The sequence below is a fragment of the Nocardioides sp. Leaf285 genome (assembly GCF_001422955.1).
Lineage (GTDB): Bacteria > Actinomycetota > Actinomycetes > Propionibacteriales > Nocardioidaceae > Nocardioides > Nocardioides kribbensis.
The window spans coordinates 40,186-64,808 of sequence record NZ_LMNH01000001.1 but is presented as its reverse complement, the minus strand read 5'-3'; the positions used below and the strand labels follow the sequence as shown (position 1 = coordinate 64,808).

Sequence of the window (24,623 nt, the reverse complement as noted above, 5' to 3'; positions counted from 1 at the left end):
GGTCAGGCCAGCAGGTCGGTGATCGGGTCAATCGCGAAGTAGACGACGAACAGCGCGGCCACGACCCACATCAGCGGGGCCACGGCGCGCGCCTTGCCGCGCACGACCTTGATCAGCACGAAGGCGAGGAAGCCGGCGCCGATGCCGACGGTGATCGAGTAGGTGAAGGGCATGAGCACGATGGTGAGGAAGGCCGGCAGCGCGATCTCCAGGTCGTCCCAGTCGATCTCGCGCACCTGCTGCATCATCAGGAAGCCCACCAGCACCAGGGCCGGCACGGCCGCCTCCGACGGGATCACCGCGACCAGCGGCGCGAGGAAGATGGTGAGCAGGAACAGCACCCCGGTGACCACCGAGGCCAGCCCGGTGCGCGCGCCCTCGCCGACCCCGGAGGCCGACTCGATGTAGGAGGTGTTGGACGAGACGCCAGCCGCGCCGCCACCGGCCGCGGCCAGCGAGTCGACGACCAGGATGCGCCGGGTGCGCGGGGGCATGCCGTCCTCGTCGAGCAGGTCGGCCTCCGCACCGATGGCGGTCATGGTGCCCATGGTGTCGAAGAAGTCGGCCAGCAGCAGGGTGAAGACCAGCAGCAGCGCGGCGACCACGCCGATGCGGTCGAAGGAGCCGAGCAGGGAGAACTCCCCCAGCGTGCCGAAGTCGGGCGAGGCCACCAGGTCGGAGGGGAGCTCGGGCGTGGTGAGGCTCCAGCCGCCGACGTGGCCGATCTCCTCGACCAGCACGGCCACGGCGGTGGTCACGACGATGGCCACGAGGATCGCCCCGCGCACCTGGCGCACCCACAGCGCCACCACGAGCACCAGGCCGAGGGCGAAGACGAGGACGGGCCAGCCCGAGAGCTGACCGGTGGCGCCGAGCTGCACCGGCACGGTGGTGCCGGCGGCGTCGGGGATGCGCTGCACGAAGCCGGCGTCGACGAAGCCGATGAGGGCGATGAAGAGCCCGATGCCGACCGAGATGGCCACCTTGAGCTGCGCGGGCACGGCGTGGAAGACGGCCTCGCGGAAGCCGGTCAGCACGAGCACCAGGATCACCAGGCCCTCGAGCACGACCAGGCCCATCGCGTCGGCCCAGGTCATCTGGGAGGCCACCGAGAAGGCCACGAAGGCGTTGAGCCCCAGCCCGGTGGCCAGCGCCATCGGGTAATTGGCCACCACCCCCATCAGGATCGTGGCCACCCCCGCGACCAGCGAGGTGCCCGCCGCGATCACCGCGAGGTTGCCCGGCCCGGGGCCGCCCAGCGTCTGGCCGTCGGCGTCGAGGGCGAAGCCCAGGATGAGGGGGTTGAGCACGACGATGTAGGCCATGGTCACGAACGTGACCACGCCGCCGCGCACCTCGCGGGCCACCGTCGAGCCGCGCTGGGAGATCTGGAAGAAGCCGTCGATGCCGGCAGGACGGCCCACGGGGCGCACAGGACTGCTCACGGGGAGCAACCTTCTCAGCCCGGGCACCGTCGCTGTCAACGCGGACCGACCTGTGGTCCTCCCCGTGGTCCTCCCCGTGGTCCGCGTGGTGAGGCGAGGGCCACTACAGTCGCCCGCGTGGAGCTCCGCGACGACCAGCCGACGCAGCACGAGATCGGCAACCGCACCTACGTCGTCGCCGACGTCGAGCCGCTCGACATCGACGGCGTGCGCACCGTCTGGGTCGGGGTCGGGCTGTGGTTGCTCGCCTTCGTCGCCCTCCTCCCGTTCTACGGCCGGCTCGAGGAGTCGGGACGCACCTGGTGGCTGTGGACGTGCCTGTCCGGCTTCGGCCTGGGCCTGCTGGGCGTCGAGTACTGCCGCCGGCGCCGCCGGGCCCGCGCCGACCAGGCCGACCAGGCCGACCGGGCCGATGACTGAGCCGTCGCCGCCGACGCGCTGGGCCCGGGGCGGGGAGGCCAACGCCGGCTACGCGCTGCGCTTCGCCGAGCTGGTCGAGGCCGGCGACGACGTGGACGGCGAGGCCCGGCTGGCCGACGCGCTGCTCCCCCGCGGCGGGCGCGTGCTCGACGCGGGCTCGGGCATGGGGCGCGTCGGCGCCGCGCTCCTCGGTCGCGGGCACCAGGTCGTGGGCTGCGAGCCCGACGCGGCGCTCGTGGCGCAGTCGCGACGCACCTACCCCGGGCTGACGGTGCTGCCGGTCGACGTCCTCGAGCTCAACCCCGCGGTGCTGGAGGCCGCCGGCGCCCCGACCGGCTTCGACCTGGTCACCTGCGTGGGCAACGTCATGATCTTCCTGGCCGAGGGCACCGAGCGGGCGGTGCTGCGCCGGCTGCGCGACCTGCTCTCACCGACGGGACGCCTCCTCGTCGGCTTCCACCTGGAGGGCGGGCCCACGACCAGCCGGGTCTACCCCGCCGCGGAGTTCGTCGCCGACGCCGAGGCCGCCGGCCTGCGCGTCGACCTGCGCCTGGGCGGCTACGACCTGCGCCCCGTCGACCCGGCGTACGCCGTGTGGGTGCTGAGCCGCGACGACGCGCCGGCCGCCGCGGGCGACCACCGCACCGTCACCCACGACCCGGCCTGAGCGGCCCGGCGCGGGAGGCAGGGCTCAGAAGCGCTCGACGTCGCCCGGGGTGAGGGTGTCGAAGACCGGCTCGGGCACGGGCACGGGCTCGTGCTTCTTGGCCAGGCGCACCTCGGAGTGGGCGCCGCAGCCGTGGTCGAAGGAGACCACGCGACCGTCGTCGTTGGCGTCGCCGTTGGCGCAGACGCCGAAGGTGTCCGACAGCGGGCCGGCCAGACGCACGAGGAAGCCGCAGGAGTGGCAGTGGTCGGGGGCGGCCTGGGCCAGCGCCGAGCCGGGGCCGGCGTCACCGTCGTACCACCGCTGGGCCGCGAGGTCGCGGCCCTCGACCGACAGGGTGCGGACGCGGCCCAGGCCGAGGTCCTGGGCCACCTGGCGCACCTGCGCGCGGTCGTCGGCGTCGAGCGGGTCGTCGCCGTAGGACCAGGTCGGCACGAGGCGCGGGTCGTCGTCGTCGACGGGCAGCAGGTCGCCGGGCGAGAGGTCACCGGGCTGCAGGCGCTCGCGGTAGGGCACCCAGGCCGGCGCGACGATGGCGGACTCGCCGGGGATGAGGACGACCTCGTCGACGGTGACGGCCTTCTGCCGCGAGGCGCGCGCGACGGTGACCGACCAGCGCCAGCCGGAGTAGCCCTTGCGCAGGCACGCGAACTGGTGGGTGACGACGCGCTCGCCCTCCACGAGGTGCCCGAGGTGGTCGCCGACGTCGACGGCGTCGACCTCGGCGAGCAGGGCCTCCCGGGCGGCGTCGACGGCCGCGACCGTCGCGGGGTCGGGCTTGGCGCGCAGCACAGTGGTCACGGCGGGCAATCATGCCTCCTCCCACCCCGCGTGTCAGGTCGGGGTCCCGTGTCCCTCCCCTCGGACGGTCGGACCCCCAGGGCAGGATGTGCCCATGACCTCGCACGGACCCGACCCGGCCGACGAGCCGACCGTGCGGATGCCGCGTGCGCGCACCCGGTCGGTGGGGCGCGGCCTGGGCACGGGCGTGCGCGCCGGAGCCCGCGGGGTGGCCGGTGTCGCCCGCGGCACCGGGCGCGCCAGCCGCTACGTCGGGCGCCAGGCCGTGCGTGCCTCCCACGCCCAGGGCGCCGACCGCTCCGGGCTGTCGCGGCTGATCCAGATGCACTTCTTCAACACCGCCGGCGACGCGGCGGTGGCGATCTCGCTGGCCGGCAGCCTGTTCTTCCAGGTGCCCTCGGGCGAGGCGCGCGGGCAGGTGGCGCTCTTCCTGGGGCTGACGATGCTCCCCTTCGCGATCGTGGCGCCGCTCATCGGCCCCTTCCTCGACCGCTTCAGCCACGGTCGCCGATGGGCCATCGGGGCGACCATGGCGATCCGGGCCGTGCTGTGCCTGACCCTGGCCGGGGCGGTCAACGGCGAGTCGCCGCTGCTCTTCGCCGCCGCCCTGGGGGTGCTGGTCTCCTCCAAGGCCTACGGCGTGACCCGCGCCGCCGCGGTGCCCCGGCTGCTGCCCGACGACTTCACGCTGGTGAAGGCCAACGGGCGCGTCTCCATGGCCGGCATCGTCGGTGCCACCGTCTCCGCCCCCCTCGCCGGGCTGGCCTCCCTGGCCGGCCCCGAGTGGTCGCTGCGCTACGCCTTCCTGCTCTTCGTGGCCGCCACGGTCGCGGCCATCCGGCTGCCCGCCTCCGTCGACTCCAGCCAGGGCGAGGAGACGATGGTGCTGATGGCGCCGCCGGCCGACCGCGCCGTCGGCGACGGCACCACGCGCTCGGGGCGGCCCCGCACCCGGATCCCCACCGCCGTCGCCTTCGCGCTGCGCGCGAACTGCGGGCCGCGCTGGCTCTCCGGCTTCCTGCTGATGTTCATGGCCTTCCTGCTGCGCGAGAACCCTCCCGCGAGCAGCCTGCGCCCCGAGCTGCTCATCGGGATCGTCGTGGGCGCCGCCGGCGCCGGCAACGCCCTCGGTGTCGCGGCCGCCGCCCTGCTGCGGCGGATCAACCCCGCCGTGACCGTGGTGCTCGCGCTGCTGGCCGGCACCGGGGCGGCCCTGGTCGCCACGCTGTTCTACGGCGTGCTCCCGCTGGCCCTGCTCGGCCTGGTGGCCGGTCTGTCGCAGTCGCTCGCGAAGTTCTGCCTCGACGCCACCATCCAGCGCGACATCCCCGAGCGGGTGCAGGCCAGCGCCTTCGCCCGCAGCGACACCACCCTCCAGCTGGCCTGGGTGGTCGGCGGCTTCATCGGCATCGCGCTGCCGCTCGAGCCCGCCCGGCTCGGCCTCGGCGTCGCCGTGGCCGTGCTCGGGGCGTGGTCGGTCTTCGTGCTCAGCTCCTCGCGCGGGGCCGTGCGGTCGGTCGCGCGCGTCTCCTGAGCCGCCTCAGAGCTCCAGCTCGTCGGCGAGGGCCCGCAGCAGCTTGGCCGTCGGACGCGCGGTGCGCGCGTCGGGGTGGCGGCCGTGACGGTAGGCCTCGCCCACGCCGTCGAGCAGCGTGATGAGGTCCTCCACGATCGGCGCCATCTCGTCGGGCTTCTTGCGCCGCGCCTGCGACTGGTTGCGCGCCACCGAGGTCGGGGCGTCGAGCACACGCACCTGGAGGGCCTGCTCGCCGCGACGACCCTGCGCCACCCCGAACTCCACCCGGGTGCCCGGCTTGATCGACGTCGTGCCGGCCGGGAGGGCGTCGGCGCGGACGTAGACGTCGTCGCCACCGTCCTGGGAGAGGAAGCCGAAGCCCTTCTCCGCGTCGAACCACTTGACCTTGCCACTGGGCACGGCGACTTCCCCCGTCAGCTCTGCGTCGGGCCCCTGCGGACCGACCGACGGGAAGGATATGTGGGGCCCGGTGAGCCCCGCCATCGGGTTCAGAGCAGCTCGGGCGCCAGGGTCGAGACCCCCACGACCAGGCCCGCGAGGTTGGCCGCGAGCAGCACCAGCACCCACACCACGACCGGCAGCCGGGTCAGCCGGGCCAGCTGGTCGGGGTCGGAGCCCCGGCGTCGCGCCGCCCCCGCGCCCAGCAGCTCCAGCAGCGGCCGGGGCGAGGCCAGCAGCAGCAGCCAGGCGATGAGGTACGCCGCCACCGCCTGCGCGGTCGGGCCGCCGGCCCAGGAAACCAGGCCCACGCCGGCCCCGAGGACGACCAGGGCCAGGGCGCCGTACAGGTTGCGGACCCACAGCAGCATCAGCGCCGACAGCACCACCAGGCCCCACAGCAGGGCGAGGCTGCGCCCCGCCGCGAGCGCGAGGGCGGCCACGAGGCCCAGCAGCGCCGGGGCGAGGTAGCCCGCGGCCAGCATCGCCACCATGCCCGGACCACGCGGACGGCCCCGCGACAGCGTCACGCCGGAGGTGTCGGAGTGCAGCCGGATGCCCTGCAGCCGGCGCCCGACGAGGACGGCGACGAGGGCGTGGCCGGCCTCGTGGACGACGGTGACGGCGAGCCGGACCCGCGGCCAGGTGCCGGGGGCGAGCACGAGCAGCGCCGCGACGGCGCCGGTGAGCAGCACGAAGCGGGCCTCGGGCACGGGCTGGCGCGAGGTCACGTCGCCCCAGAGCCGGGCCCAGGTGTCGGCCCAGGTGTCCCCCGCGCTCACCGCCAGCGCTCGGGGTCGGGCAGGGCGTCGTTGAGCCCGCCGGAGCGGAAGCCGCGCTCGGCCACCTCCGCGTGGGCGAAGCCGGCCTCGCGCACCCGGGCCAGCACGGCGCCGACGAGCACCGACGGCAGCGGGAGCAGGGCGGCGTCGAGCTCGACGGACGCGCGGTCCTCGCCCAGGTCGCGCACCCGCAGGTCGCGCAGCGGCAGCCCGGCGCCCGTGACCGACTCGCGCACCGCGGCCTCGGCCCGCTCGACGCGGGCCAGCCGGTGGGGGGTGACCTCGACGCCGTAGGCGACCCGGGAGGACAGGCAGGCCGCCGCCGGCTTGTCCCAGGTGGGCAGGGCCCAGCGACGCGAGACCTCGCGCACCTGCGCCTTGGTGAGGCCGGCGTCGGCGAGCGGGGTGAGCGCCCCCCGCTCGGCGGCGGCGCGGATGCCGGGGCGGAAGCCGGCGACGACGTCGTCGGCGTTGGTGCCCGTGGCGACGTGCTCGACCCCGCGCTCGCGGGCCAGCGGCACGAGCACGTCGAGCAGCTCGGCCTTGCAGAAGAAGCACCGGTCGCCGTCGTTGGCGCGGTAGCCCTCGCGCTCCATCTCGTGGGTGCGCGGGGTGAGCACCTCCACGCCGAGGCCCTCGGCGAAGGCGCGAGCGGGGTCGCGCTCGGCCGCGGGCAGGGAGTCGGAGTAGCCGGTCACCGCCAGCACCCGCCCGGGCCCGAGGGCCCGCACGGCCGCGGCCAGCAGCAGGGCGCTGTCGGCCCCGCCGCTGTAGGCCACGGCCAGCGAACCCAGGTCGGCCAGCCGGGCCTCGAGCGCCGCCACCCGCGTGGTCAGCACGTGGTCGTCGAGCCACCCGGGGAAGTCCTCGAGGCTGTCGAGCACCACGTGGGTGCCGGCGTCGAGCAGCTCCTCGCGGGTGCAGCCGCCGGTGAGCACCGAGACGCTCGTGGCTCCCGCGGCCAGCGCGCCCTCGACGTCGTGCACGTGGTCGCCGACGTAGACGCCCGCGCCCTCGCGGCGCAGCGCGGTCGCCTTGCCCGCGCCCCAGACCCACCCCTCGAGCACGTCGACGTCGAGTCCGAGGTGCTCGACGTGACGCCGGGCGTTGTCGGGGAACTTGCCGGTCACGAGCACGATGCGGCCGCCGTGGCGGCGAACGGCCGCCAGCGCCTCGTGGGCGCCCGGCAGCACGGGCGTGGTGGTCACGGCGTGGTCGGGGTAGAGCGCGCGGAAGCGGTCGCCGGCCGGACCCACCGCCTCGGCCGGCAGGTGGGGTGCGAGGAGCTGGTCGAGCGGGGGGCCGAGCCGGGCGGTCATCTCCTCCACCGGCAGGGCGACACCCAGCTCGTCGCCGAGCACGCGCAGCAGCGCACGGAAGCCGGGGGCGGTGTCGATGAGGGTCATGTCGAGGTCGAAGCCGACCACCGGCGGCACGGCGGAGGGCGTCAGGGGCATGCCCGGAGCCTACGTGCGCGCACCCCTCGACCCCCGGCTGTGGGGTTCGCCTCCCGCTGCGCCCGGCTGTCGGTCACAATGGGTGGTTCCCGCCCCCGCGCCCCGCCCCCGCGCCCGCCCCGCGACCCACCGACGAGGACCCCGTGACCGCCGCCCGCCGCTCCCGCAGCCGCCGCGCCGTCCGTCGCGCCGTGGCGGCCGCGGTCGCGCTGGTCGGGGCCGCGGCCCTGGCCGGTCCCGCCCCGGTCGCCGCTGCGCAGGACGGCACCGACCTGTGGCTGGTCACCCTCGCCGGACCCGGCACGGCCGGCGACACCTCCCCGCTGCCCGAGACGATGCTCGAGCTCAGCATGCGCGGCCAGCAGGACGCCGTGCTCGCCGCCGTGGGCGCCCCGGAGCCGGTCTACCGCTGGACCTCCGCGCTCAACGGCGTCGCCGTGCGCCTGACCCGGGCCCAGGCCGACGAGATCGCCGCCCAGCCCGGCGTCGTGGCCACCGAGCGCGACACCGTGCGCCCCCTGGCCGCCGCGCCCGGCCGCGGCAGCGCCACCGAGCGGCTGGTGCCCTCCGGACGCCAGCGCGGAGGCGCCGGCGTCGTCATCGGCGTCGTCGACTCCGGTCTCAGCCCCGACAGCCCCGCCTTCGCCTCGGTGCCGGGCCTGGGTGAGCGGCCCGCGCGCTTCCGCGGCGACTGCTCGCAGTCCGCCGACTGGGGCGCCAGCGCGTGCAACGGCAAGGTCGTGGGCGGCTCCTGGTTCCTCGCCGGCTTCGGCGAGGACGCGGTGCGCTCGGCCTCCTCGCTCTCCCCCCGGGACGACGACGGCCACGGCACGCAGGTCGCCTCGATCGCCGCCGGCAACGCCGGGGTCGCGGTGCGCGTCGACGACGACGAGCTCGGGTCCTACGCCGGCGTCGCGCCGCAGGCCAGGCTGGCGGTCTACAAGGCCTGCTGGACCGCGCCCGACCCCGCCGACGACGGGTGCTCCACCGCCGACCTGGTCTCGGCGGTGGACCGCGCCACCCACGACCGCGTCGACGTGCTCAACCTCTCGGTGGGCGGGAGCCCGGGCTTCGACGTGCTCGAGCGCGCCCTGCTGGGCGCGGCCGAGGAGGACGTCGTGGTGGTGGCCGCCGCCGGCAACGACGGCGAGCGCGCCTTCGCCTCCCACCCCTCGCCCTGGGTGACGACCGTGGGCGGCACCACCGGTCCCGACCGTCGCGGGAGCGTGGCGCTCGGCGGCGGTGGCCCCGTGGTCGAGGGCCTGATGGCCTCGCCGCGCGACGTCGGGCCGGCACGGCTCGTGGTCGGGGTCGACGTCAGCGCGCCGGGTGCCCGCATCGACGACGCCCGCGTGTGCGCGCCCGGCAGCCTCGACGCTGCGCGGGTGACCGGTGCCGTGGTGCTGTGCGACCGCGGCCGCGTGGGCCGGGTGGACAAGTCCGCGGCGGTGGAGCGGGCCGACGGCGTCGGCATGGTGCTGGCCAACGTGCGGCGCCAGTCGCTCGACACCGACCTGCACAGCGTGCCGACGGTGCACCTCGACCGCGCCGACGGCGACGCCGTGCGCACCTGGTCGCGCTCCCACCCGCTGGCCCGCGTCACCCTCACCTCGCTGGGCACCGACCGCGCCGCGTCGCAGGTCCTGGCGTGGTCGGGCTCCGGCGACCCCGCCGGGGCGGTGGTCAAGCCCGACGTCGTGGCCCCGGCGACCGGCGTGCTCGGCGCCGTGCCCTCCGACGTCCGTGGCACCCGGTGGGCCTTCGCCTCCGGCACCTCGGCCGCCACGGCCATCACCAGCGGCACCGCCGCCCTGCTCGTCGACCGGCGCGGGTGGTCGGCGACCGCGGTGCGCTCCGCCCTCGCCACCAGCGCGGCGCCCGTGCGCGGCACGTCGCCGCTGCGGGCCGGGGCCGGCCGGGTCAGGGCCGAGCGCGCCCTGCGCCCCGGGCTGGTCTACCTCACCGACCCCGCCGACTACCGCGCCTTCATCGACGGCCGGCTCGCCGGACGCGACCCCGAGCAGGTCCTCAACCTGCCCTCGGTGCTGCTGGGTGCCGAGGAGAGCCGCACGCGACGCACGATCACCAACGTCGGCGGGCGCGCCCTCTACTTCTCCTCCTCCGCCCGCGGCTTCGCCCACCACCGCGCGGTGGTCACCCCGGCCGCCGTGCGCCTCGACCCGGGCGAGTCGGCCCGCTTCACCCTGACGCTGACGGCACGCCCCGGGGCGCCTCGCGGCGACGACGGCACGGTCGTGTGGCGCGGGGGCGACGGCACCCGGGCCAGCATCCCGGTCGTCGTCAGCCGCTGACGGTCCCCTCAGGCCAGGCCCAGCGCCTTGGCGCTCTCCTCGCGCATGGCGACCTTGCGGATCTTGCCGGTGACGGTCATCGGGAACTCCTCGACCACCATGACGTAGCGCGGGATCTTGTAGTGCGAGAGCCGTCCCGAGGCGAAGGCCCGCACGGCGGCGGCGTCGAGGGGGGCCGCACCGGGTCGCATCCGCAGCCAGGCGCACAGCTCCTCGCCGTACTTCTCGTCGGGGACGCCGACGACCTGGACGTCCTCGACGTCGGGGTGGGTGTAGAGGAACTCCTCGATCTCGCGCGGGTAGATGTTCTCCCCGCCGCGGATCACCATGTCCTTGATCCGACCGACGATCGTGCAGTAGCCGTCCTCGCGCATCTCGGCGAGGTCTCCGGTGTGCATCCAGCCGTCGGCGTCGATCGCCTCGGCCGTCTTGGCGGGGTCCTCCCAGTAGCCGAGCATCACGCTGTAGCCGCGGGTGCACAGCTCACCGGGCCGGCCGCGCTCCACGGTGAGCCCGCTGACCGGGTCGACGACCTTGATCTCCAGGTGCGGGTGGACCCGGCCGATGGTGGCGGTGCGTCGCTCCAGGTCGTCGTCGTCACGGGTCTGGCAGGAGACCGGGCTGGTCTCGGTCATGCCGTAGGCGATCGACACCTCGCTCATCCCCATGTCGTCGATGCAGCGTCGCATCACCTCGACCGGACAGATGGAGCCGGCCATGATCCCGCCCCGCAGCGCGCTCAGGTCGTGCGCGGCGACGTCGGGGAGGCTCTGCATGGCGATGAACATCGTGGGCACGCCGTAGAGCACGGTGCACCGCTCGTCCTGCACCACGCGCAGCGTGGTGGCGGCGTCGAAGCCCGGCGCGGGGATCACCATCGTCGCGCCGTGGGTGGTGCAGCCGAGGTTGGCCATGACCATGCCGAAGCAGTGGTAGAAGGGCACCGGGATGCACAGCCGGTCCTCGTGGGTCAGGTTGATCGCCTCGGTGACCATGAAGCCGTTGTTGAGGATGTTGCGGTGGCTGAGCGTCGCGCCCTTGGGGTAGCCCGTTGTGCCGCTGGTGTACTGGATGTTGATGGCGTCGTCGGGACGCAGCCCCGCCTGCCGCTCGGCGAGGGCCTCGGCGGCCACCGCCTCCCCCGCGGCCACCAGGTCGGCCCAGTCGTCGGTGTCGACGTAGACGGCCCGCTCCAGCGCGGGACAGTCCCCGCGGACCTGCTCGACCATGGCGCGGTAGTCGCTGCCCCGGTGGCTGCTGGTCGCCAGCAGCAGGCGGATGCCCGACTGCTCGACCGCGTAGGCCAGCTCGTGGGTGCGGTAGGCGGGGTTGACGTTGACCAGGACGATCCCGGCCTTGGCGGTGGCGAACTGCACGATCGTCCACTCCGCGCAGTTGGGCGCCCACATGCCGACCCGGTCGCCGGGCTCGAGGCCCGCGGCCATCAGCCCGCGGGCCACCGCGTCGACGTCGCGGTCGAGCTCGGCCCAGGTCCACCGGCGCCCGGTGGCGACCTCCACGAGGGCCTCGCGCTCGGCGTACGTCGCGGCCGTGCGGGTGAAGCTCTGCCCGATGGTCTCCTCCAGCAGCGGGGGCGTGGTCTCTCCGGCGGCGTAGGACTCCATGGGAGCAACGTAACGCCCGTCACGTTGTCGCGGGGTTGGCGCGGGCCGCGGCGGGGGCCCTGACGACGACGGACCCCGCCGATCCGGGGATCGACGGGGTCCGAGGAGGACGGGCGGGTCAGCTCGAGCGGCCGACCTTCACCGTCATGTTGCCGTTCTTGGCCACCTTCACCACGCGGATCGTGGTGCCGGTCTGCGGCACGTCGACACCGAACCAGCCGGGCTGGTAGAAGCCCGGGTGGGTGCCGACGCCGTGCTCGTCGCTGTCGAACCACCACGGGCGGGTGTCGTCGAAGACGGGCTGGGCGCGTCGCGCCGGGACCGTGAACTCGCGGCCCGCGTTGCTCAGGGTCTGGGCCTTGATGCGGCGCAGGCCGAAGGCGGAGTCGGCGGTGTTGACCCGGGTGCGGGCCAGCGTGTCGTCGGCGTAGTGGACGAAGTCCGGGTGCGCGTCGACCGGCAGGACCTGGCCGGAGCCGGGGTGGTCACCGACGTTGTTGTCGGTGTAGGAGGTGTCCCAGTAGGAGATGAGGGCACCGGGGGCGTAGCGGAAGAACTCCACGGTGTCGGGCTTCTTCTCGAGGTCAGGGAAGTTGTAGAGGTGCTTCAGCTGCTTGTCGCGACCGACGTACTGCCGGTTGTCGACGATGTAGGCGTTGAGGAACTCCTCCACCTCGGTGCCGGTCGAGGTCGTGAACCCGTCGAGCTCGAAGGCGGTGTCGCCCTCCTCGGCGGTGCCCACGGTCTCACCGTCGACGGCGACGTTGTCGACCGCGAAGCCCGAGAGCACGAAGGCGCTGTCGGTGCGGTAGCGGAAGCGGATCGTGTCGGTGTCGGCCGGCAGGGTGGCGGTCAGGTCGACCCAGGCCCCGTCGGTCGTGCCCGAGATGCCGGTGCCGTCGGGGTTGAGGCCGCTGGCGTCCTCGCCCTCGAAGCTGACGCTGGTCGGCACGCCGGCGAAGGTCTCGCCGCCGTCGCTGGAGGCCTCGAGGTAGGCGTAGTCCCAACCCTCCTCGATGTCGTAGCGCGTCGTGGCGGTGAGCTCGCCCCCGCCGTCGACGGCCGCGGTCATGCGGGTGTCGAGGTCGTTGCCGGAGGTGGAGTAGTAGAACCGCTCGCCGCCGTCGGCGGCCGGCTCGCCGAGCTGGGAGACGACCTCCTTGTCGGGCAGGATCGTGATCAGGCCGTTGGCGGCGCTGCCCGAGGTCGACTGACCGGGTCGCAGCACGTGGGTGGAGCTGCGTCCGGCGCGGGCGACGTCGTAGTCGAGCCAGCCGAGCTGGAACTTCTCCCAGGCACCGAAGGGCTGCGGGCGGTCGCCGATGCCCGGGTCGCCCGGCAGCGTGCCGCGCGACTGGCTCATCAGGCTCCAGAACTCCACGCTGTTGGAGGCGCCGCCGGTGTTGCCGGAGGTGTCGTAGAGGTCGGGCAGGCCGAGGTCGTGGCCGAACTCGTGGGCGAAGACCGACAGGCCGCCGTTCTCGGGCTGGATGGTGTAGTCGCCCACCCAGACACCGGTCGGGTTGTCGGGGATCTGCACGTTGGCGCCGCTGGCGTCGGAGACGCCGCCCTCGCCGACGTTCACGCCGCCGAGCTGGGCACCGTCGGCCGGGCCCGTGCCGAGCGGCTCGATCTGGGCGTACCAGCGGTGGCTCCAGATGGCGTCCTCGCCGTAGGTCGGGTCGCCGTCGGCCTCGTCGCCGCCGGCGTGCACGACCTGGAAGTGGTCGATGTAGCCGTCGGGCTCGGAGAAGTCGCCGTCCTCGTCGAAGTCGTAGCGGTCCTGCTGGTCGAAGGTCTTGAGGTAGGCCTGGATCTGCTCCATCGACTGGCCGGCGTCGAGCCGGTCCTGGGTCCACTGCGCGAGGCCGTCGCGGATGAGGAACCAGGTGTTGTTGCAGACGATGTCGCCGCAGGTGTTGCGGCCGTAGCGGGCCTGGTTGAAGGGGACCTTCACCCAGGCGGTCACGTCGCCGTCGACGGAGTACTCACCGGAGGACTGCTGCTCGTAGAACGTGCGCATCCGGTTGAAGTACATGTCGCGGTAGTGCTTGCGGTCGTAGTCGGCCTGCCACAGCGTGGAGTTGTCGGTGGCGCGGTCGGGCTTCGGGATCTCGTTGTGGAGCGGGCCGTCGTAGGTGGTGGCCGGCTCCTGGCCCTCGGTGGTCCCACCGTCGGGGTAGGCCGAGTGGCGGGTGTCGCCGAACTCCGCCAGCACGACGAAGATCTTGTCGGTGCCGGACTGGGCCACGCGGCCGTAGGTGTCCTTGCCGATCTTCTGGCTCTCCCCCGAGCCGCCGTTGCGCAGGCGCTTCTCCACGGCGACCTGGCGCTCGGCCTCGTACTTGGCCTGCCAGGGCATGGTGAGGGAGTCGGTGGGGCGGGGCGCTGCGGCCTCGCCCGACGGGGCCGCCGAGGCGGCCGGGGCAGCCGGCGCGGCGCCGGACTGCGAAGCGGTCAGCGGCAGCGCGAGCGCTGCGGCGACCAGTGACGTGCTCGCGACGACGGCGAGTCTGGACCTGCGCAAAGTCATCCTCCTGGGACGGTTCCGAGTGGCGCTCCAGCGCCCGAGACAGGCCGCTCGGCGAGCCCCGTCGGATCACGGCAGGGTCGGGCGGTCGACCTCGTGCAGTCGACACGCCCGACCCCGGGCACCGGAAGAGGCACAGGCCATCGTTACCGAGTCGTGACCGGTCCGCAGCCCGGCCGACCCGGGGGTCACGACTCGCGCGAGACGTCCATGGAGCGGTCGCCGAAGCGGACCTTGTCGCCCGGCAGCAGCGTGACCGCCTTGCCCGCCGACAGCTCGCGGGTGACACCGGAGCGCACCAGCATCGAGCCGTTGGTGGACCCGCGGTCCATGACCACCAGGGCGCCGTCGGGGGCGACGAGGAACTGGGCGTGGGTCTTCGACAGCGACATGTCGGAGGAGGGCAGCGGCACCAGGTGGCGCACGTCCTCCCCGCCTCGGGCCTGCGGCCCGCGACCGACCAGGGCGAGGCCCTCGACGACGAACGACTCCCCGGTGTCGAAGGCGACCCGCCAGCGCGTGGGGGCCGTGGTCGGGGACGACGGCGGGGCGGGCTCGGTGCGGATCCGGCGCCCCGCGGGGGGCGACGGGGGCGGGGGCGGCGGTGCCTGGGGGGCCTGCGGTGCCTGGGGGGCCTGCGCGGGCTTGGCACGGGCCGGGGCGGGCACGGCGGCCGGGGCCGGGGCGGGCACGGGAGCGGTCACCGGCTCGGGCTCGGGGGCGGCCAGGCGCAGCGCGGTGAGGTTGACGACGGCGCGCGGACGCTCGGCCTCGCTCTCGACCTCCGGCGCGGGCCGCACGTCGACGACCACCGAGCGCCCCAGGTGGTCGTGCCAGCCGCGACGCCGGGCGCTGGCGTCCATGACCGCGGTCCACGCCAGCGTCGCCACCCCGAGGCCGAAGGTGGGCAGGGCGCCGACGCCGAGCACGAGCTGGCGCAGCAGCGCACGGCCCACGCCGATGGGCTCCCCCGTGCCGACGGCGACGACGCGCAGGCCGACGGCGGCCTTGCCGAGCGACACCCCGCGCAGGCCCAGCACGACCGCCGAGGCGAGCGAGACGACCAGCACGACCCCCACCACGGCGAGCACCGCCACGAGGGTGCCCGACCCGTCGGCGAGGAAAGCCCAGGCGGCCCAGCCCGCGGCGGCGTAGAGACCCCACGCCACGAGGCGGTCGAGGGTGAAGGCGTAGAACCGGCGGTCGAGCTCGGCCGCGGGGAAGCTGGTGGGAGCCGCCTCGCGGGCGGACACGTGGGACACCTCGACGCGCCTCAGGGCCGGGTGACCTGGATGGTCACGCCGTCGCCGAGGTCGATGAGCGCTCCGGGGATCAGCTGCACCGGGATGCCGGGCTGCAGCGACTCCGAGGGCAGGCCGGGCTGCACCAGCACGGTGCCGTTGGTCGAGCCCATGTCGGTGACGACGGCGCTGCCGTGGTCGGCCCCCGACCCGGGGCGCACCTCGAGGTGGGTGGAGCTGATCTCCTGCTGCGGGCTCGGCACCGTGACCAGGCGCGGCTGCTCGGTGGACGTGAAGCGCCGCGCCTCGGGGGCGCGGCCGACCAGGATCACCCGGTCGACGTCGACGGTGTCGCCGCTCGACACGACGAGCCGTGCCACGGGACGCGAGGTGACCGACGGCGCCTGCGGCTGGCCGGGGATGCCGGCCTGGGGGCGCGCGAACTCGTCGGGGTCCCAACTGCCGGCGCGGGTCATGCCGTCGTGGTCGTGGTCGGCCGGCGGCGGGTCGGGCTGGGAGTCGGGCTGGGGCTCGGGGGTCGGGTCGGGCTCCGGGGCCGGCGGCGGGGCGCTGGGCGGCGGGCCCGTCGGCGCCCCCCAGGCCGGGGGCGCGGGCGGGAGGCTGTCGAAGCGCTCGGTCGGCAGGTCCTCGTACGCCGGCTCGACGGGCTCGGCCGCGGCCGCGGGCTCGGGCTCCGGCTCGGGCTCGGGCTCGTCGGGCACCGCGGCCTCCGCCGCGGCGGCGACCACCGGGGAGGGCTCCTCCTCGGCCTGCGGCACCTCCGCGGGGGCGGGCACGTCGACGGGGGCGGGGACGTCGAGCGGCGCCGGCACGTCGAGCGGCGCGGCGGGCGCGGCCTCGACGGCGGCGGGTGGGTCGTCGACGCGGGCGACGCGCACCAGGCCGGGGCCGATCACGAGGTCGGGCCCGGCGGTGTCGCCGGAGACCGACACGGTGGTGGCGGTGACCCCGGGCAGGGAGCGCTCCACCCAGGTCGTGGCCGCGGTGCCGTCGAGCTCGACCACCTCTCCCCCCGCGGTGAGGGTGCAGGTGACCGAGCCGCGCACCACGGCGCGGGTCGTGCCGTCGACCTCGCTGACGAGCACGAAGCCCGGCAGGTGGCGCAGGCCGCCGGCGATGAGGGCGTCGAGGACGGCGTCGCCGTCGGCGCCGTCGTCGACCATCTCCCACAGGGCGGCCACGCGGCCGCGCTCGGAGGGGGGCAGGGCCACGAGGACGTCGGGGCCCAGCACGGCGTACCAGTCGCCGGGCCGGTAGGACCGGGGACGCGAGGGGGAGGGGGTCACGGCAGGGCTCCCAGCTTCTGCTCCAGGCTCACACGCTGGCGCTCGGAGTCGTAGGGGTGGTCGTGGGCCAATCCCACCACATCGACGACGACGGCGGTGGCGTTGTCCTTGCCCCCGGCGGCGACCGCGGCGCGCACGACCTGCTCGGCCGCGTCGCGGGGGTCGGCGGCGGCGGCGAGGATCCGCGCGACGTGGTCGTCGCCGATCATGCCGGTCACCCCGTCGGAGCACAGCAGGAGCCGCTCGACGGCCGGCAGGGGCAGCAGGAAGTAGTCGGCCTCGGCGCCCTCGGTGGCACCGAGGGCGCGGGTGATGATGTGGCGCTCGGGGTGCACGGCGGCGTCGTCGGCCGTGATCGTGCCGGCCTCGACGAGCTCCTGCACGACGCTGTGGTCGACGCTGACCTGCTCGAGCACGCCGTCGCTGAAGCGGTAGATGCGGGAGTCGCCGAGGTTGGCCAGCAGCCACTTGGTCTCCCCGGCGTCCTCGACCAGCAGGGCGACGACGGCCGTCGTGCCGGCGTGGAAGGAGCCCGCGCCGCCGAGGCGCTGGTGCGCGCCGTACTGCTCGATGCGCTGCTGGCAGGCGGTGAGGGTGGCCGCGACCACCTCCGCGCCGCGACGGGGGTCGTAGCCCTCGTCGGCCAGCCGGGCGAACTCCTCGACCACGATCGCGCTCGCGACGTCGCCGCCGTCGTGGCCGCCCATGCCGTCGGCCACGACGAAGACCGGAGGCGCGACGAGGAAGGAGTCCTCGTTGACCTGGCGCACCAGCCCGACGTCGGTGGCCGCCCCGTGCTGCAGCTCGACCTGTCCCAGGGGGCGGCTCATCGGCGGACCGACGCCCGCGACGAGGACCGGGTCGGTAGCGTGGGAGGGATGTCCGAGACGGGGTACCGATCGTTGGCCGACCAGCTGCGCGCCTGGTCGGACGAGCGGCTGTCCCGTCTGCTCGTCGCTCGACCCGATCTCGCCACTCCCGCCCCTCACGACTCCAGCCAGCTCGCCTCGCGGGCTGCCACCCGGTCGTCGTTGCTGCGCACGCTCGACCAGCTGTCCCGGCTCGAGCTCTGCGTCCTTGATGCCCTCGTCGTCGCAGGTCAAACCACACCCGACGAAGTCGCCTCGCTGGTGCACGCCGACCCCGCCCGGGCCCGTGCCGCGCTCGAGCACCTCGTCGACGTGGCGCTCGTCTGGGAGTCGACGTCGGGCCCCCGCCCGCTCACCGGCGTGGCCGACCTGCTGACCGGCGGCGGCGACGTCGGGGTGAGCGGCCTGCGCCCGCGCAGCCAGCCCGCGCCCGACCCCACCGCGGTCGCGTCCCACCTGGCCGCCCTCTCCCCCGCGGCGCGCGCGATGCTCGACCACGTCGCCGCCCAGGGCGGCGAGGCGACCACCGGCGCCGCCCGCCACACGGTGCTGCCCGAGGACGCCACCACCCCCGCCGAGGAGCTGCTGTCGCGCCGCCTGCTGGTGGCCCGCGGCGGCGGCACCGTGGTGGTGCCCGGGGAGGTCGGCCTCGCGCTGCGCGGCGGGCGCACCACCACCGAGCCGGTCGACGCCGTGCCCGAGCTGGTCACCTCCGAGCGCGACCAGGCCCTCGTCGACCGCACCGCCGCCGGCGCGGCCTTCGACGCCGTACGACGCACCGAGCTGCTCCTCGACGCCTGGGGCACCCGGCCCCCCTCGGCCCTGCGCAGCGGCGGCCTCGGGGTGCGCGACCTGCGGGCCGCGGCGCTGCTCCTCCACGTCGACGAGGCGACGACCGCGCTGCTGGTGGAGACCGCCGTCGCGGCGGGTCTGCTCGCGACCGGCGTCGGCGCCGACGGGGCGCCGGCGTGGCTGCCCAGCGACGACTACGACGCCTGGGCCGCACGGCCCGCGGCCGACCGGTGGCGACGCCTCGTCACCGCGTGGCTCGACAGCCCCCGCCTGCCGGGCATGGTGGGCAGCCGCGACACCGCGGGCAAGGCGTGGAACGCCCTGTCGCCCGACCTCTCGGGGGTGCACGTTGTCGAGACGCGCCGGATGACCCTGGAGGCGCTGGCCTCGGCCGGGCCGGGGCGCGTGCTGGCCAGCGGCACCGGGCCGCCCTCGCTGCACGCGCGGCTGTCGTGGCTGCGTCCGCGCCGGCCCCGCGCCCGCACCGAGCAGGTCGGCTGGGTCGTCGCCGAGGCGGCCGCGCTGGGCCTGACCGGCCTGGGCGGGCTGGCCGGCTTCGCCCGCCCGCTCGTGGCCGACGAGCCCGACCGCGCCGCGGCCGAGCTCGCGCCGCTGCTGCCCGAGCCCCTCGACCACGTGCTGCTGCAGGCCGACCTGACGGCGGTGGCCCCCGGGCCGCTGGAGTCGGCGCTCGCGCGGCGCCTCCAGGTCGTGGCCGACGTGGAGTCGCGCGGCGGCGCGACCGTCTACCGCTTCACCCCCGGCTCCGTGCGGCGCGCGCTCGACACCGGCTGGACCGCGGTGGAGCTGCACGACTTCCTGGGCTCGGTCTCGCGCACGCCGGTGCCGCAGCCGCTCACCTACCTGGTCGACGACACCGCACGGACCTTCGGCTCGGTGCGGGTGGGGCACGCCGAGGCCTTCCTGCGCGCCGACGACGAGACCGCGCTCTCGGAGATCCTCGGCCACCCGCAGGCCGCGGGCCTGGAGCTGCGCCGCCTGGCCCCGACGGTGCTGGTCTCGACGCTGCCGATCGACCTGCTGCTGCCCCGGCTGCGCGAGCTCGGTGCCGCGCCGGTCGTCGAGGCGCCCGACGGCACGGTCCACGTGGCCCGCCCCGACCAGCTGCGCGCCCGCACCCCCCGCGAGCGGCGCTCGCCGGGCCAGCGCGACGCCCGCGAGGGCGCGCGCGTGGCCGCGGTGGTCACCGCGGTGCGCTCGGGCGACCGCGCCACGAGCACCCGGCTCCAGGCGCCCGCGAGCGCCCTGACCCCGTCGGGATCGCTGGCGGCCCTGCGCGAGGCGGTCGAGCTGGGCCTGAGCGTGCTCATCGGCTACGTCGACAACCACGGCACCCGCACCGAGCGGATCGTCGACCCGCTCGCGGTGGAGGGCGGCCAGCTCACCGCGCGCGACCACCGCGTCGACGACGTGCGGACCTTCGCGGTGCACCGGATCACCACGGTCAAGCCCGTCGAGCCCGGCGCCGCCGGCTCGTAGGCTGGGCGCCATGGACGTCGCGGGCCACGCCGAGCAGGCCGCCCGGCTGGTCAACGCCACGGTGCTCGACGTCGACGACCTCGTCGCGGTGCTCTCGGAGCGCCCCGCGCTGGCCGCGCGGGTGACCGACCGCGACTGCATGCTCGTGCGGCGGCTCCAGCGCGACCTCGACCCCGTCTTCCGGGCGGCCGCCGAGGGTCGCGACGCGGCCGCCGTCGAGGCCCTCGACGCCCTGCTGGCCGCGCACCCGGTCACCCCGCGACTCACGCCCGACCCGCACGCGCCGTCGGGCCTGCGCCTGGCCGTCGGGGGTCGCTCCGACGCCGTGGCCGAGCAGCTCCTCGCCGAGTCGCTGGTGGGCCTGGCCACCCTGGTGGCCGACCTCGGCGCCGCCCGGCTCGGCGTGTGCGGGGAGCCGCGCTGCTCGCAGGTGTGGGTCGACACCTCCTCCAACCGCTCCCGGCGCTACTGCTCCGGGCGGTGCGCCTCGCGGGTCCACGTGGCCGCCCACCGCGCGCGACGGCGTACGCCGGCCTGAGCCGACCGCCCGCCGCCCGGCGGCTCCGTAGACTCGCCAGGTGAACGACGGCCCCCTCATCGTCCAGTCCGACAAGACCCTGCTGCTCGAGATCGACCACGAGCGGGCGCAGGACTGCCGCAAGGCGATCGCCCCCTTCGCCGAGCTCGAGCGCTCCCCCGAGCACGTGCACACCTACCGGCTCACGCCGCTGGGGCTGTGGAACGCACGCGCCGCGGGCCACGACGCCGAGCAGGTCGTGGACACGCTGCTGGAGTACAGCCGCTACGCCGTGCCGCACTCGCTGCTGGTCGACGTGGCCGAGACGATGGCCCGCTACGGCCGGCTGCGCCTGGAGAAGCACCCGGTGCACGGGCTGACCCTGGTCAGCTCCGACCGACCCGTGCTCGAGGAGGTGCTGCGGGCCAAGAAGATCGCCGGCATGATCGGCGCCCGCCTCGACGACGACACCGTGGTGGTCCACGGCTCCGAGCGCGGCAACCTCAAGCAGGCGCTGCTCAAGCTGGGCTGGCCGGCCGAGGACTTCGCCGGCTACGTCGACGGCGAGGCCCACCCCATCGACCTCGACGAGAGCGAGTGGCACCTGCGCGACTACCAGCGCGACGCCGCCGACTCCTTCTGGCACGGCGGCTCCGGCGTCGTCGTGCTGCCGTGCGGCGCCGGCAAGACGCTGGTCGGCGCGGCCGCGATGGCCCACGCCAAGGCCACCACGCTGATCCTGGTGACCAACACCGTCTCGGCGCGGCAGTGGAAGGACGAGCTGGTGAAGCGCACGTCGCTCACCGAGGACGAGATCGGCGAGTACTCCGGGGCGATGAAGGAGATCAAGCCGGTCACCATCGCGACCTACCAGGTGCTCACGCTGCGCCGCAAGGGCGCCTACCCCCACCTCGAGCTGCTCGACGCCCGCGACTGGGGCCTCATCGTCTACGACGAGGTGCACCTGCTGCCCGCGCCGATCTTCCGGATGACCGCCGACCTCCAGGCGCGCCGGCGCATCGGCCTCACCGCGACCCTGGTGCGCGAGGACGGCCGCGAGGGCGACGTCTTCTCCCTCATCGGGCCCAAGAGGTACGACGCGCCCTGGAAGGACATCGAGTCGCAGGGCTGGATCGCGCCGGCCGACTGCGTCGAGGTGCGGGTCTCGCTGCCCACCGACGAGCGGCTGGTCTACGCCACGGCCGAGCCCGAGGAGCGCTACCGCCTGGCCGCCTGCACCCACCACAAGGTCGACGTGGTGCGCGAGCTGGTCGCCCAGCACCCGGGCCAGCCCACCCTGGTCATCGGGCAGTACATCGAGCAGCTCGACGAGCTCGCCGCCGCCCTCGACGCCCCGGTCATCAAGGGCGAGACGACGGTCAAGGAGCGCCAGCGCCTCTTCGAGGCCTTCCGCTCGGGCGAGATCGGCCTGCTGGTGGTGAGCAAGGTGGCCAACTTCTCCATCGACCTGCCCTCGGCCGAGGTGGCCATCCAGGTGTCCGGCTCCTTCGGCTCGCGCCAGGAGGAGGCCCAGCGCCTGGGCCGGCTGCTGCGGCCCAAGAGCGAGGGCAAGACCGCGCACTTCTACACGATCGTCTCGCGCGACACCGTCGACGCGGAGTTCGCCCAGAACCGCCAGCGCTTCCTGGCCGAGCAGGGCTACGCCTACCGCATCGTCGACGCCGAGGACCTGCCCGCCTGAGGAGGGCCCCCGCCGGGGCCGCCCGCCGGGGCCGCCGGCCGGGTCAGCGGCCGCGGCGGGACCGGCGCACCAGCCACACGCCGAGACCGAGCACCGCGAGCACGAGCACGACGGCCACGGCGATCTCCGCCGGGGCGGGCAGCAGCGGGTCCAGCCCGCCGTCGTCGGTGACGGTCAGGAGGCGGGCGGTCGACAGGCGCATGGGCGCATGGGCGCATCCTCGCCCGCCGCACCCCTGCACGCGCAAAACCGGGGGTGCAACCCGATTCCTGCTCCGTAGCGTCGCCGGTCGCCGGCCACCGTGGTCGGCGACCGATCAGGGGAAGGACGATGGAGAAGATCACCCCGAAGCTCCTCAGCTGGGCTTCCATCCTCGAGGACACCACCCGCGAGCAGGCGATGACGACGGCGCGCATGCCGTTCATCCACCCGCACCTCGCGCTGATGCCCGACGCCCACCTGGGTCTGGGGGCGACCGTCGGGTCGGTCATCCCGACCCTCGGCGCGATCATGCCCGCCGCCGTCGGCGTCGACATCGGCTGCGGCATGATCGCCGTGCGCACCCAGTGGACGGCCGACCGGCTGCCCGCCGACCGGCGCCCCGTGCGCGAGGCCATCGAGCGGGCGGTGCCGCTCTCGGCCGGCGGGGTCAACCGCCGCGTCAGCCGCGAGCACACCCGGCAGCGGCTCGAGCTGCTGACCCGCCTCGCCCAGCAGGCCGGCTTCGAGCCGGCGGCGTACGCCCGGCGCTGGGAGCTGCAGCTGGGCACCCTGGGCTCGGGCAACCACTTCATCGAGGTGAGCGTCGACGAGGAGCAGCGGGTCTGGCTCTTCCTGCACTCGGGCTCGCGCGGGGTGGGCAACCGGATCGCGCAGCACCACATCGCCGTCGCGCGCGACCTCTGCGAGCGCTGGTGGGTGCCGCTGCCCGACAAGGACCTCGCCTACCTCGTCGAGGGCACCGCGGAGCTCGACGCCTACGTCGCCCAGATGCGGTGGGCGCAGACCTACGCGCTGCTCAACCGCGAGGAGATGATGGACCGCGTCGTGCGCCAGGTCGAGGAGTGGGTCGGCGAGGCCGTGGTGCGCACCGAGGAGATCAACTGCCACCACAACTACACCGAGCGGGAGCGGCACTTCGGTCGCGACGTGTGGCTCTCCCGCAAGGGCGCCATCAACGCCGAGGCCGGTCGGCCCGGGCTGATCCCCGGGTCGATGGGCACCGCCTCCTACGTCGTCGTCGGCAGGGGCGACCCGGTCTCGCTGCACTCCGCACCCCACGGCGCGGGGCGGGAGTACTCGCGGGCACGGGCCCGGCGCACCTTCACCCGCGAGCAGCTGCGGGAGGCGATGACGGGCATCGAGTGGCGCGACTCCGAGGCCTTCCTCGACGAGATCCCGGGGGCCTACAAGGACATCGACCGCGTCATGGCCGACGCCTCCGACCTGGTGGAGGTCAGGCACGTGCTGCGGCAGGTGGTCAACGTCAAGGGCGACTGAGTCGCACCTACGGCGACTGGTACGTTGTTGCGCATTGTTCGCAACAACTCCGGAGCGTCGTGATCCCCACCGCCACCCCGTCCGCCCGTCCGGGCCCCGCGCCCGGACAGGCGGACGACCCGCTCGGCCTCCGCGCGCGGCGCCGGCGTACGACGCTGTGGCTGCTCGGCCTGGGGGCCGGGCTGGTCGTCACCGTGCTGGTCGGGGTGGGCGCGGGGGCGGTCGGCATCGACCCCGCCACCGTGGCGCGCATCGTGGGGCACCACCTGCTGGGCCTGCCCGGAGCGGCCTCCGTCGACCCCACCAGCGACGCCATCGTCTGGCAGGTGAGGCTGCCGCGGGTGGCGCTCGCCGTGCTGGTCGGCGCCGGGCTCGCCGTCTGCGGGGTCGCCCTGCAGGCCATGGTGCGCAACGTGCTGGCCGACCCCTACCTGCTCGGCATCAACTCCGGCGCCTCCACCGGCGCCGCGGCGGCCATCCTCTTCGGCCTCGGCGCCGGCCTCGGACAGCACGCGCTGCCCGCCAGCGCCTTCCTCGGCGCCGTGGCGGCCTCCGCGCTCGTGCTCGCGGTGGCACGCTCCGGCGGGCGGCTCACCTCGACCCGGATGCTGCTCGCCGGGGTGGCGGTGGGCTACGCGCTGTCGGGGCTCACCAGCTTCCTGGTCTTCGCCTCCGGCTCCGCCGAGGGCGCGCGGTCGGTGATGTTCTGGCTGCTGGGCTCCCTCGGACTGGCCCAGTGGGGCGCGCCGCTCGCGGTGGTCGCGGTCGTGGTGTCCCTCACCGTCGCGCTGCTGGCGGTGTGGGGGCGCGGGCTCGACGCGCTCGCCGTCGGCGACGAGACCGCCCACACCCTCGGGATCTCCCCCGACCGCTTCCGGACCCTCCTGCTGCTGGTCGTGTCGCTGTGCGTCGCGGTGCTCGTCGCCGCCGCCGGCAGCATCGGCTTCGTCGGCCTCGTGGTGCCCCACCTCGCGCGCCGCGCGGTCGGCGCGGGTCACGTGCGCGTCGTGCCGACCGCCGCGCTCATGGGCGCGATCCTGCTCGTCTGGGCCGACGTCGCCAGCCGCGTGCTCCTCCAGCCGCAGGAGATCCCGATCGGGATCATCACCTCCGTCGTCGGCGCACCCTTCCTGCTGCTGCTCATCCGTCGCCTCCACGCCACCGCGGCCTGACCCCCTGCC

20 protein-coding genes are annotated in these 24,623 nt (G+C 75.2%); 9 read left to right on the top strand and 11 right to left on the bottom strand.

What is annotated here, in order from left to right:
• Positions 1-2 precede the first annotated feature (2 nt).
• The gene (locus ASF47_RS00285) at positions 3-1,445 is read right to left on the bottom strand and encodes an NCS2 family permease (RefSeq protein WP_228942191.1); all 1,443 of its coding nucleotides are present in this window, start codon (positions 1,443-1,445) and stop codon (positions 3-5) included.
• A gap of 117 nt (positions 1,446-1,562) precedes the next feature.
• Between ASF47_RS00285 and ASF47_RS00280 the strand changes: the two genes are divergently transcribed.
• Together ASF47_RS00280 and ASF47_RS00275 are read left to right on the top strand one after the other, a co-directional pair.
• On the top strand, positions 1,563-1,865 hold the full coding sequence (locus tag ASF47_RS00280; protein WP_200918902.1) for a DUF2530 domain-containing protein: 303 nt from the start codon (positions 1,563-1,565) through the stop codon (positions 1,863-1,865).
• Entirely contained in the window at positions 1,858-2,532 is a 675-nt protein-coding gene (locus tag ASF47_RS00275; RefSeq protein WP_056862060.1) for a class I SAM-dependent methyltransferase, read from the top strand. Before ASF47_RS00280 ends, ASF47_RS00275 begins: the two co-directional genes overlap by 8 nt.
• Before the next feature lie 24 nt (positions 2,533-2,556).
• Here ASF47_RS00275 and ASF47_RS00270 read toward each other — a convergent pair whose 3' ends face one another.
• Positions 2,557-3,333, bottom strand: a complete 777-nt coding sequence (locus ASF47_RS00270; protein ID WP_056862059.1) for a DUF3027 domain-containing protein — start codon at positions 3,331-3,333, stop codon at positions 2,557-2,559.
• Between the two features lie 94 nt (positions 3,334-3,427).
• On the opposite strand from ASF47_RS00270, the gene ASF47_RS00265 reads away from it, so the two are divergent.
• Positions 3,428-4,867, top strand: coding sequence for an MFS transporter (locus ASF47_RS00265; protein ID WP_228942189.1), 1,440 nt, complete (start codon positions 3,428-3,430; stop codon positions 4,865-4,867).
• A gap of 6 nt (positions 4,868-4,873) precedes the next feature.
• Here the strand turns inward: ASF47_RS00265 and ASF47_RS00260 are convergent, their stop codons facing one another.
• The 3 genes from ASF47_RS00260 to ASF47_RS00250 form a co-directional block, all read right to left on the bottom strand.
• Entirely contained in the window at positions 4,874-5,269 is a 396-nt protein-coding gene (locus ASF47_RS00260) for a cold-shock protein (RefSeq protein ID WP_056862058.1), read from the bottom strand.
• Positions 5,270-5,358: 89 nt separating this feature from the next.
• Entirely contained in the window at positions 5,359-6,090 is a 732-nt protein-coding gene (locus ASF47_RS00255; RefSeq protein WP_056862057.1) for a M50 family metallopeptidase, read from the bottom strand.
• A complete protein-coding gene (locus ASF47_RS00250; RefSeq protein ID WP_200918901.1) occupies positions 6,087-7,547 on the bottom strand; it encodes an HAD hydrolase-like protein in 1,461 nt (486 codons plus the stop codon). The genes ASF47_RS00255 and ASF47_RS00250 overlap by 4 nt, the downstream gene beginning before the upstream one ends.
• A 143-nt stretch (positions 7,548-7,690) precedes the next feature.
• Between ASF47_RS00250 and ASF47_RS00245 the strand changes: the two genes are divergently transcribed.
• Positions 7,691-9,859, top strand: coding sequence for a S8 family serine peptidase (locus tag ASF47_RS00245; RefSeq protein WP_056862056.1), 2,169 nt, complete (start codon positions 7,691-7,693; stop codon positions 9,857-9,859).
• Between the two features lie 8 nt (positions 9,860-9,867).
• Here the strand turns inward: ASF47_RS00245 and ASF47_RS00240 are convergent, their stop codons facing one another.
• The 5 genes from ASF47_RS00240 to ASF47_RS00220 all read right to left on the bottom strand — a co-directional run bounded on the left by ASF47_RS00240 (position 9,868) and on the right by ASF47_RS00220 (position 17,392).
• The gene (locus ASF47_RS00240) at positions 9,868-11,484 is read right to left on the bottom strand and encodes an AMP-binding protein (RefSeq protein ID WP_056862055.1); all 1,617 of its coding nucleotides are present in this window, start codon (positions 11,482-11,484) and stop codon (positions 9,868-9,870) included.
• Positions 11,485-11,602: 118 nt separating this feature from the next.
• Positions 11,603-14,011 carry an immune inhibitor A domain-containing protein gene (locus tag ASF47_RS00235; RefSeq protein WP_200918900.1) on the bottom strand — a complete coding sequence of 803 codons (2,409 nt, stop codon included), beginning with the start codon at positions 14,009-14,011 and terminating at the stop codon, positions 11,603-11,605.
• A 191-nt stretch (positions 14,012-14,202) separates the two neighbouring features.
• Positions 14,203-15,276: an RDD family protein gene (locus ASF47_RS20895; RefSeq protein ID WP_162242253.1), complete on the bottom strand. Its 1,074-nt coding sequence runs from the start codon at positions 15,274-15,276 to the stop codon at positions 14,203-14,205.
• Between the two features lie 11 nt (positions 15,277-15,287).
• The gene (locus ASF47_RS21410; RefSeq protein ID WP_056862052.1) at positions 15,288-16,562 is read right to left on the bottom strand and encodes an FHA domain-containing protein; all 1,275 of its coding nucleotides are present in this window, start codon (positions 16,560-16,562) and stop codon (positions 15,288-15,290) included.
• Positions 16,559-17,392 carry a PP2C family protein-serine/threonine phosphatase gene (locus ASF47_RS00220; protein ID WP_056862051.1) on the bottom strand — a complete coding sequence of 278 codons (834 nt, stop codon included), beginning with the start codon at positions 17,390-17,392 and terminating at the stop codon, positions 16,559-16,561. Before ASF47_RS00220 ends, ASF47_RS21410 begins: the two co-directional genes overlap by 4 nt.
• Before the next feature lie 48 nt (positions 17,393-17,440).
• Between ASF47_RS00220 and ASF47_RS00215 the strand changes: the two genes are divergently transcribed.
• Genes ASF47_RS00215 through ASF47_RS00205 form a run of 3 tightly spaced genes read left to right on the top strand, consistent with a single transcriptional unit; the run spans position 17,441 to position 21,942 of the window.
• Entirely contained in the window at positions 17,441-19,723 is a 2,283-nt protein-coding gene (locus tag ASF47_RS00215; RefSeq protein WP_056862050.1) for a helicase C-terminal domain-containing protein, read from the top strand.
• A gap of 10 nt (positions 19,724-19,733) precedes the next feature.
• Positions 19,734-20,261, top strand: coding sequence for a CGNR zinc finger domain-containing protein (locus ASF47_RS00210; RefSeq protein WP_056862049.1), 528 nt, complete (start codon positions 19,734-19,736; stop codon positions 20,259-20,261).
• Between the two features lie 40 nt (positions 20,262-20,301).
• A complete protein-coding gene (locus ASF47_RS00205; protein ID WP_056862048.1) occupies positions 20,302-21,942 on the top strand; it encodes a DNA repair helicase XPB in 1,641 nt (546 codons plus the stop codon).
• Positions 21,943-21,985: 43 nt separating this feature from the next.
• Here ASF47_RS00205 and ASF47_RS20890 read toward each other — a convergent pair whose 3' ends face one another.
• Positions 21,986-22,144 carry a hypothetical protein gene (locus ASF47_RS20890; RefSeq protein WP_156697669.1) on the bottom strand — a complete coding sequence of 53 codons (159 nt, stop codon included), beginning with the start codon at positions 22,142-22,144 and terminating at the stop codon, positions 21,986-21,988.
• Between the two features lie 128 nt (positions 22,145-22,272).
• Here ASF47_RS20890 and ASF47_RS00200 point away from each other — a divergent pair, with 128 nt between their 5' ends.
• Entirely contained in the window at positions 22,273-23,442 is a 1,170-nt protein-coding gene (locus ASF47_RS00200; protein WP_056862047.1) for an RtcB family protein, read from the top strand.
• A 59-nt stretch (positions 23,443-23,501) separates the two neighbouring features.
• Positions 23,502-24,614: a FecCD family ABC transporter permease gene (locus ASF47_RS00195; RefSeq protein ID WP_235558564.1), complete on the top strand. Its 1,113-nt coding sequence runs from the start codon at positions 23,502-23,504 to the stop codon at positions 24,612-24,614.
• Positions 24,615-24,623 lie beyond the last annotated feature (9 nt).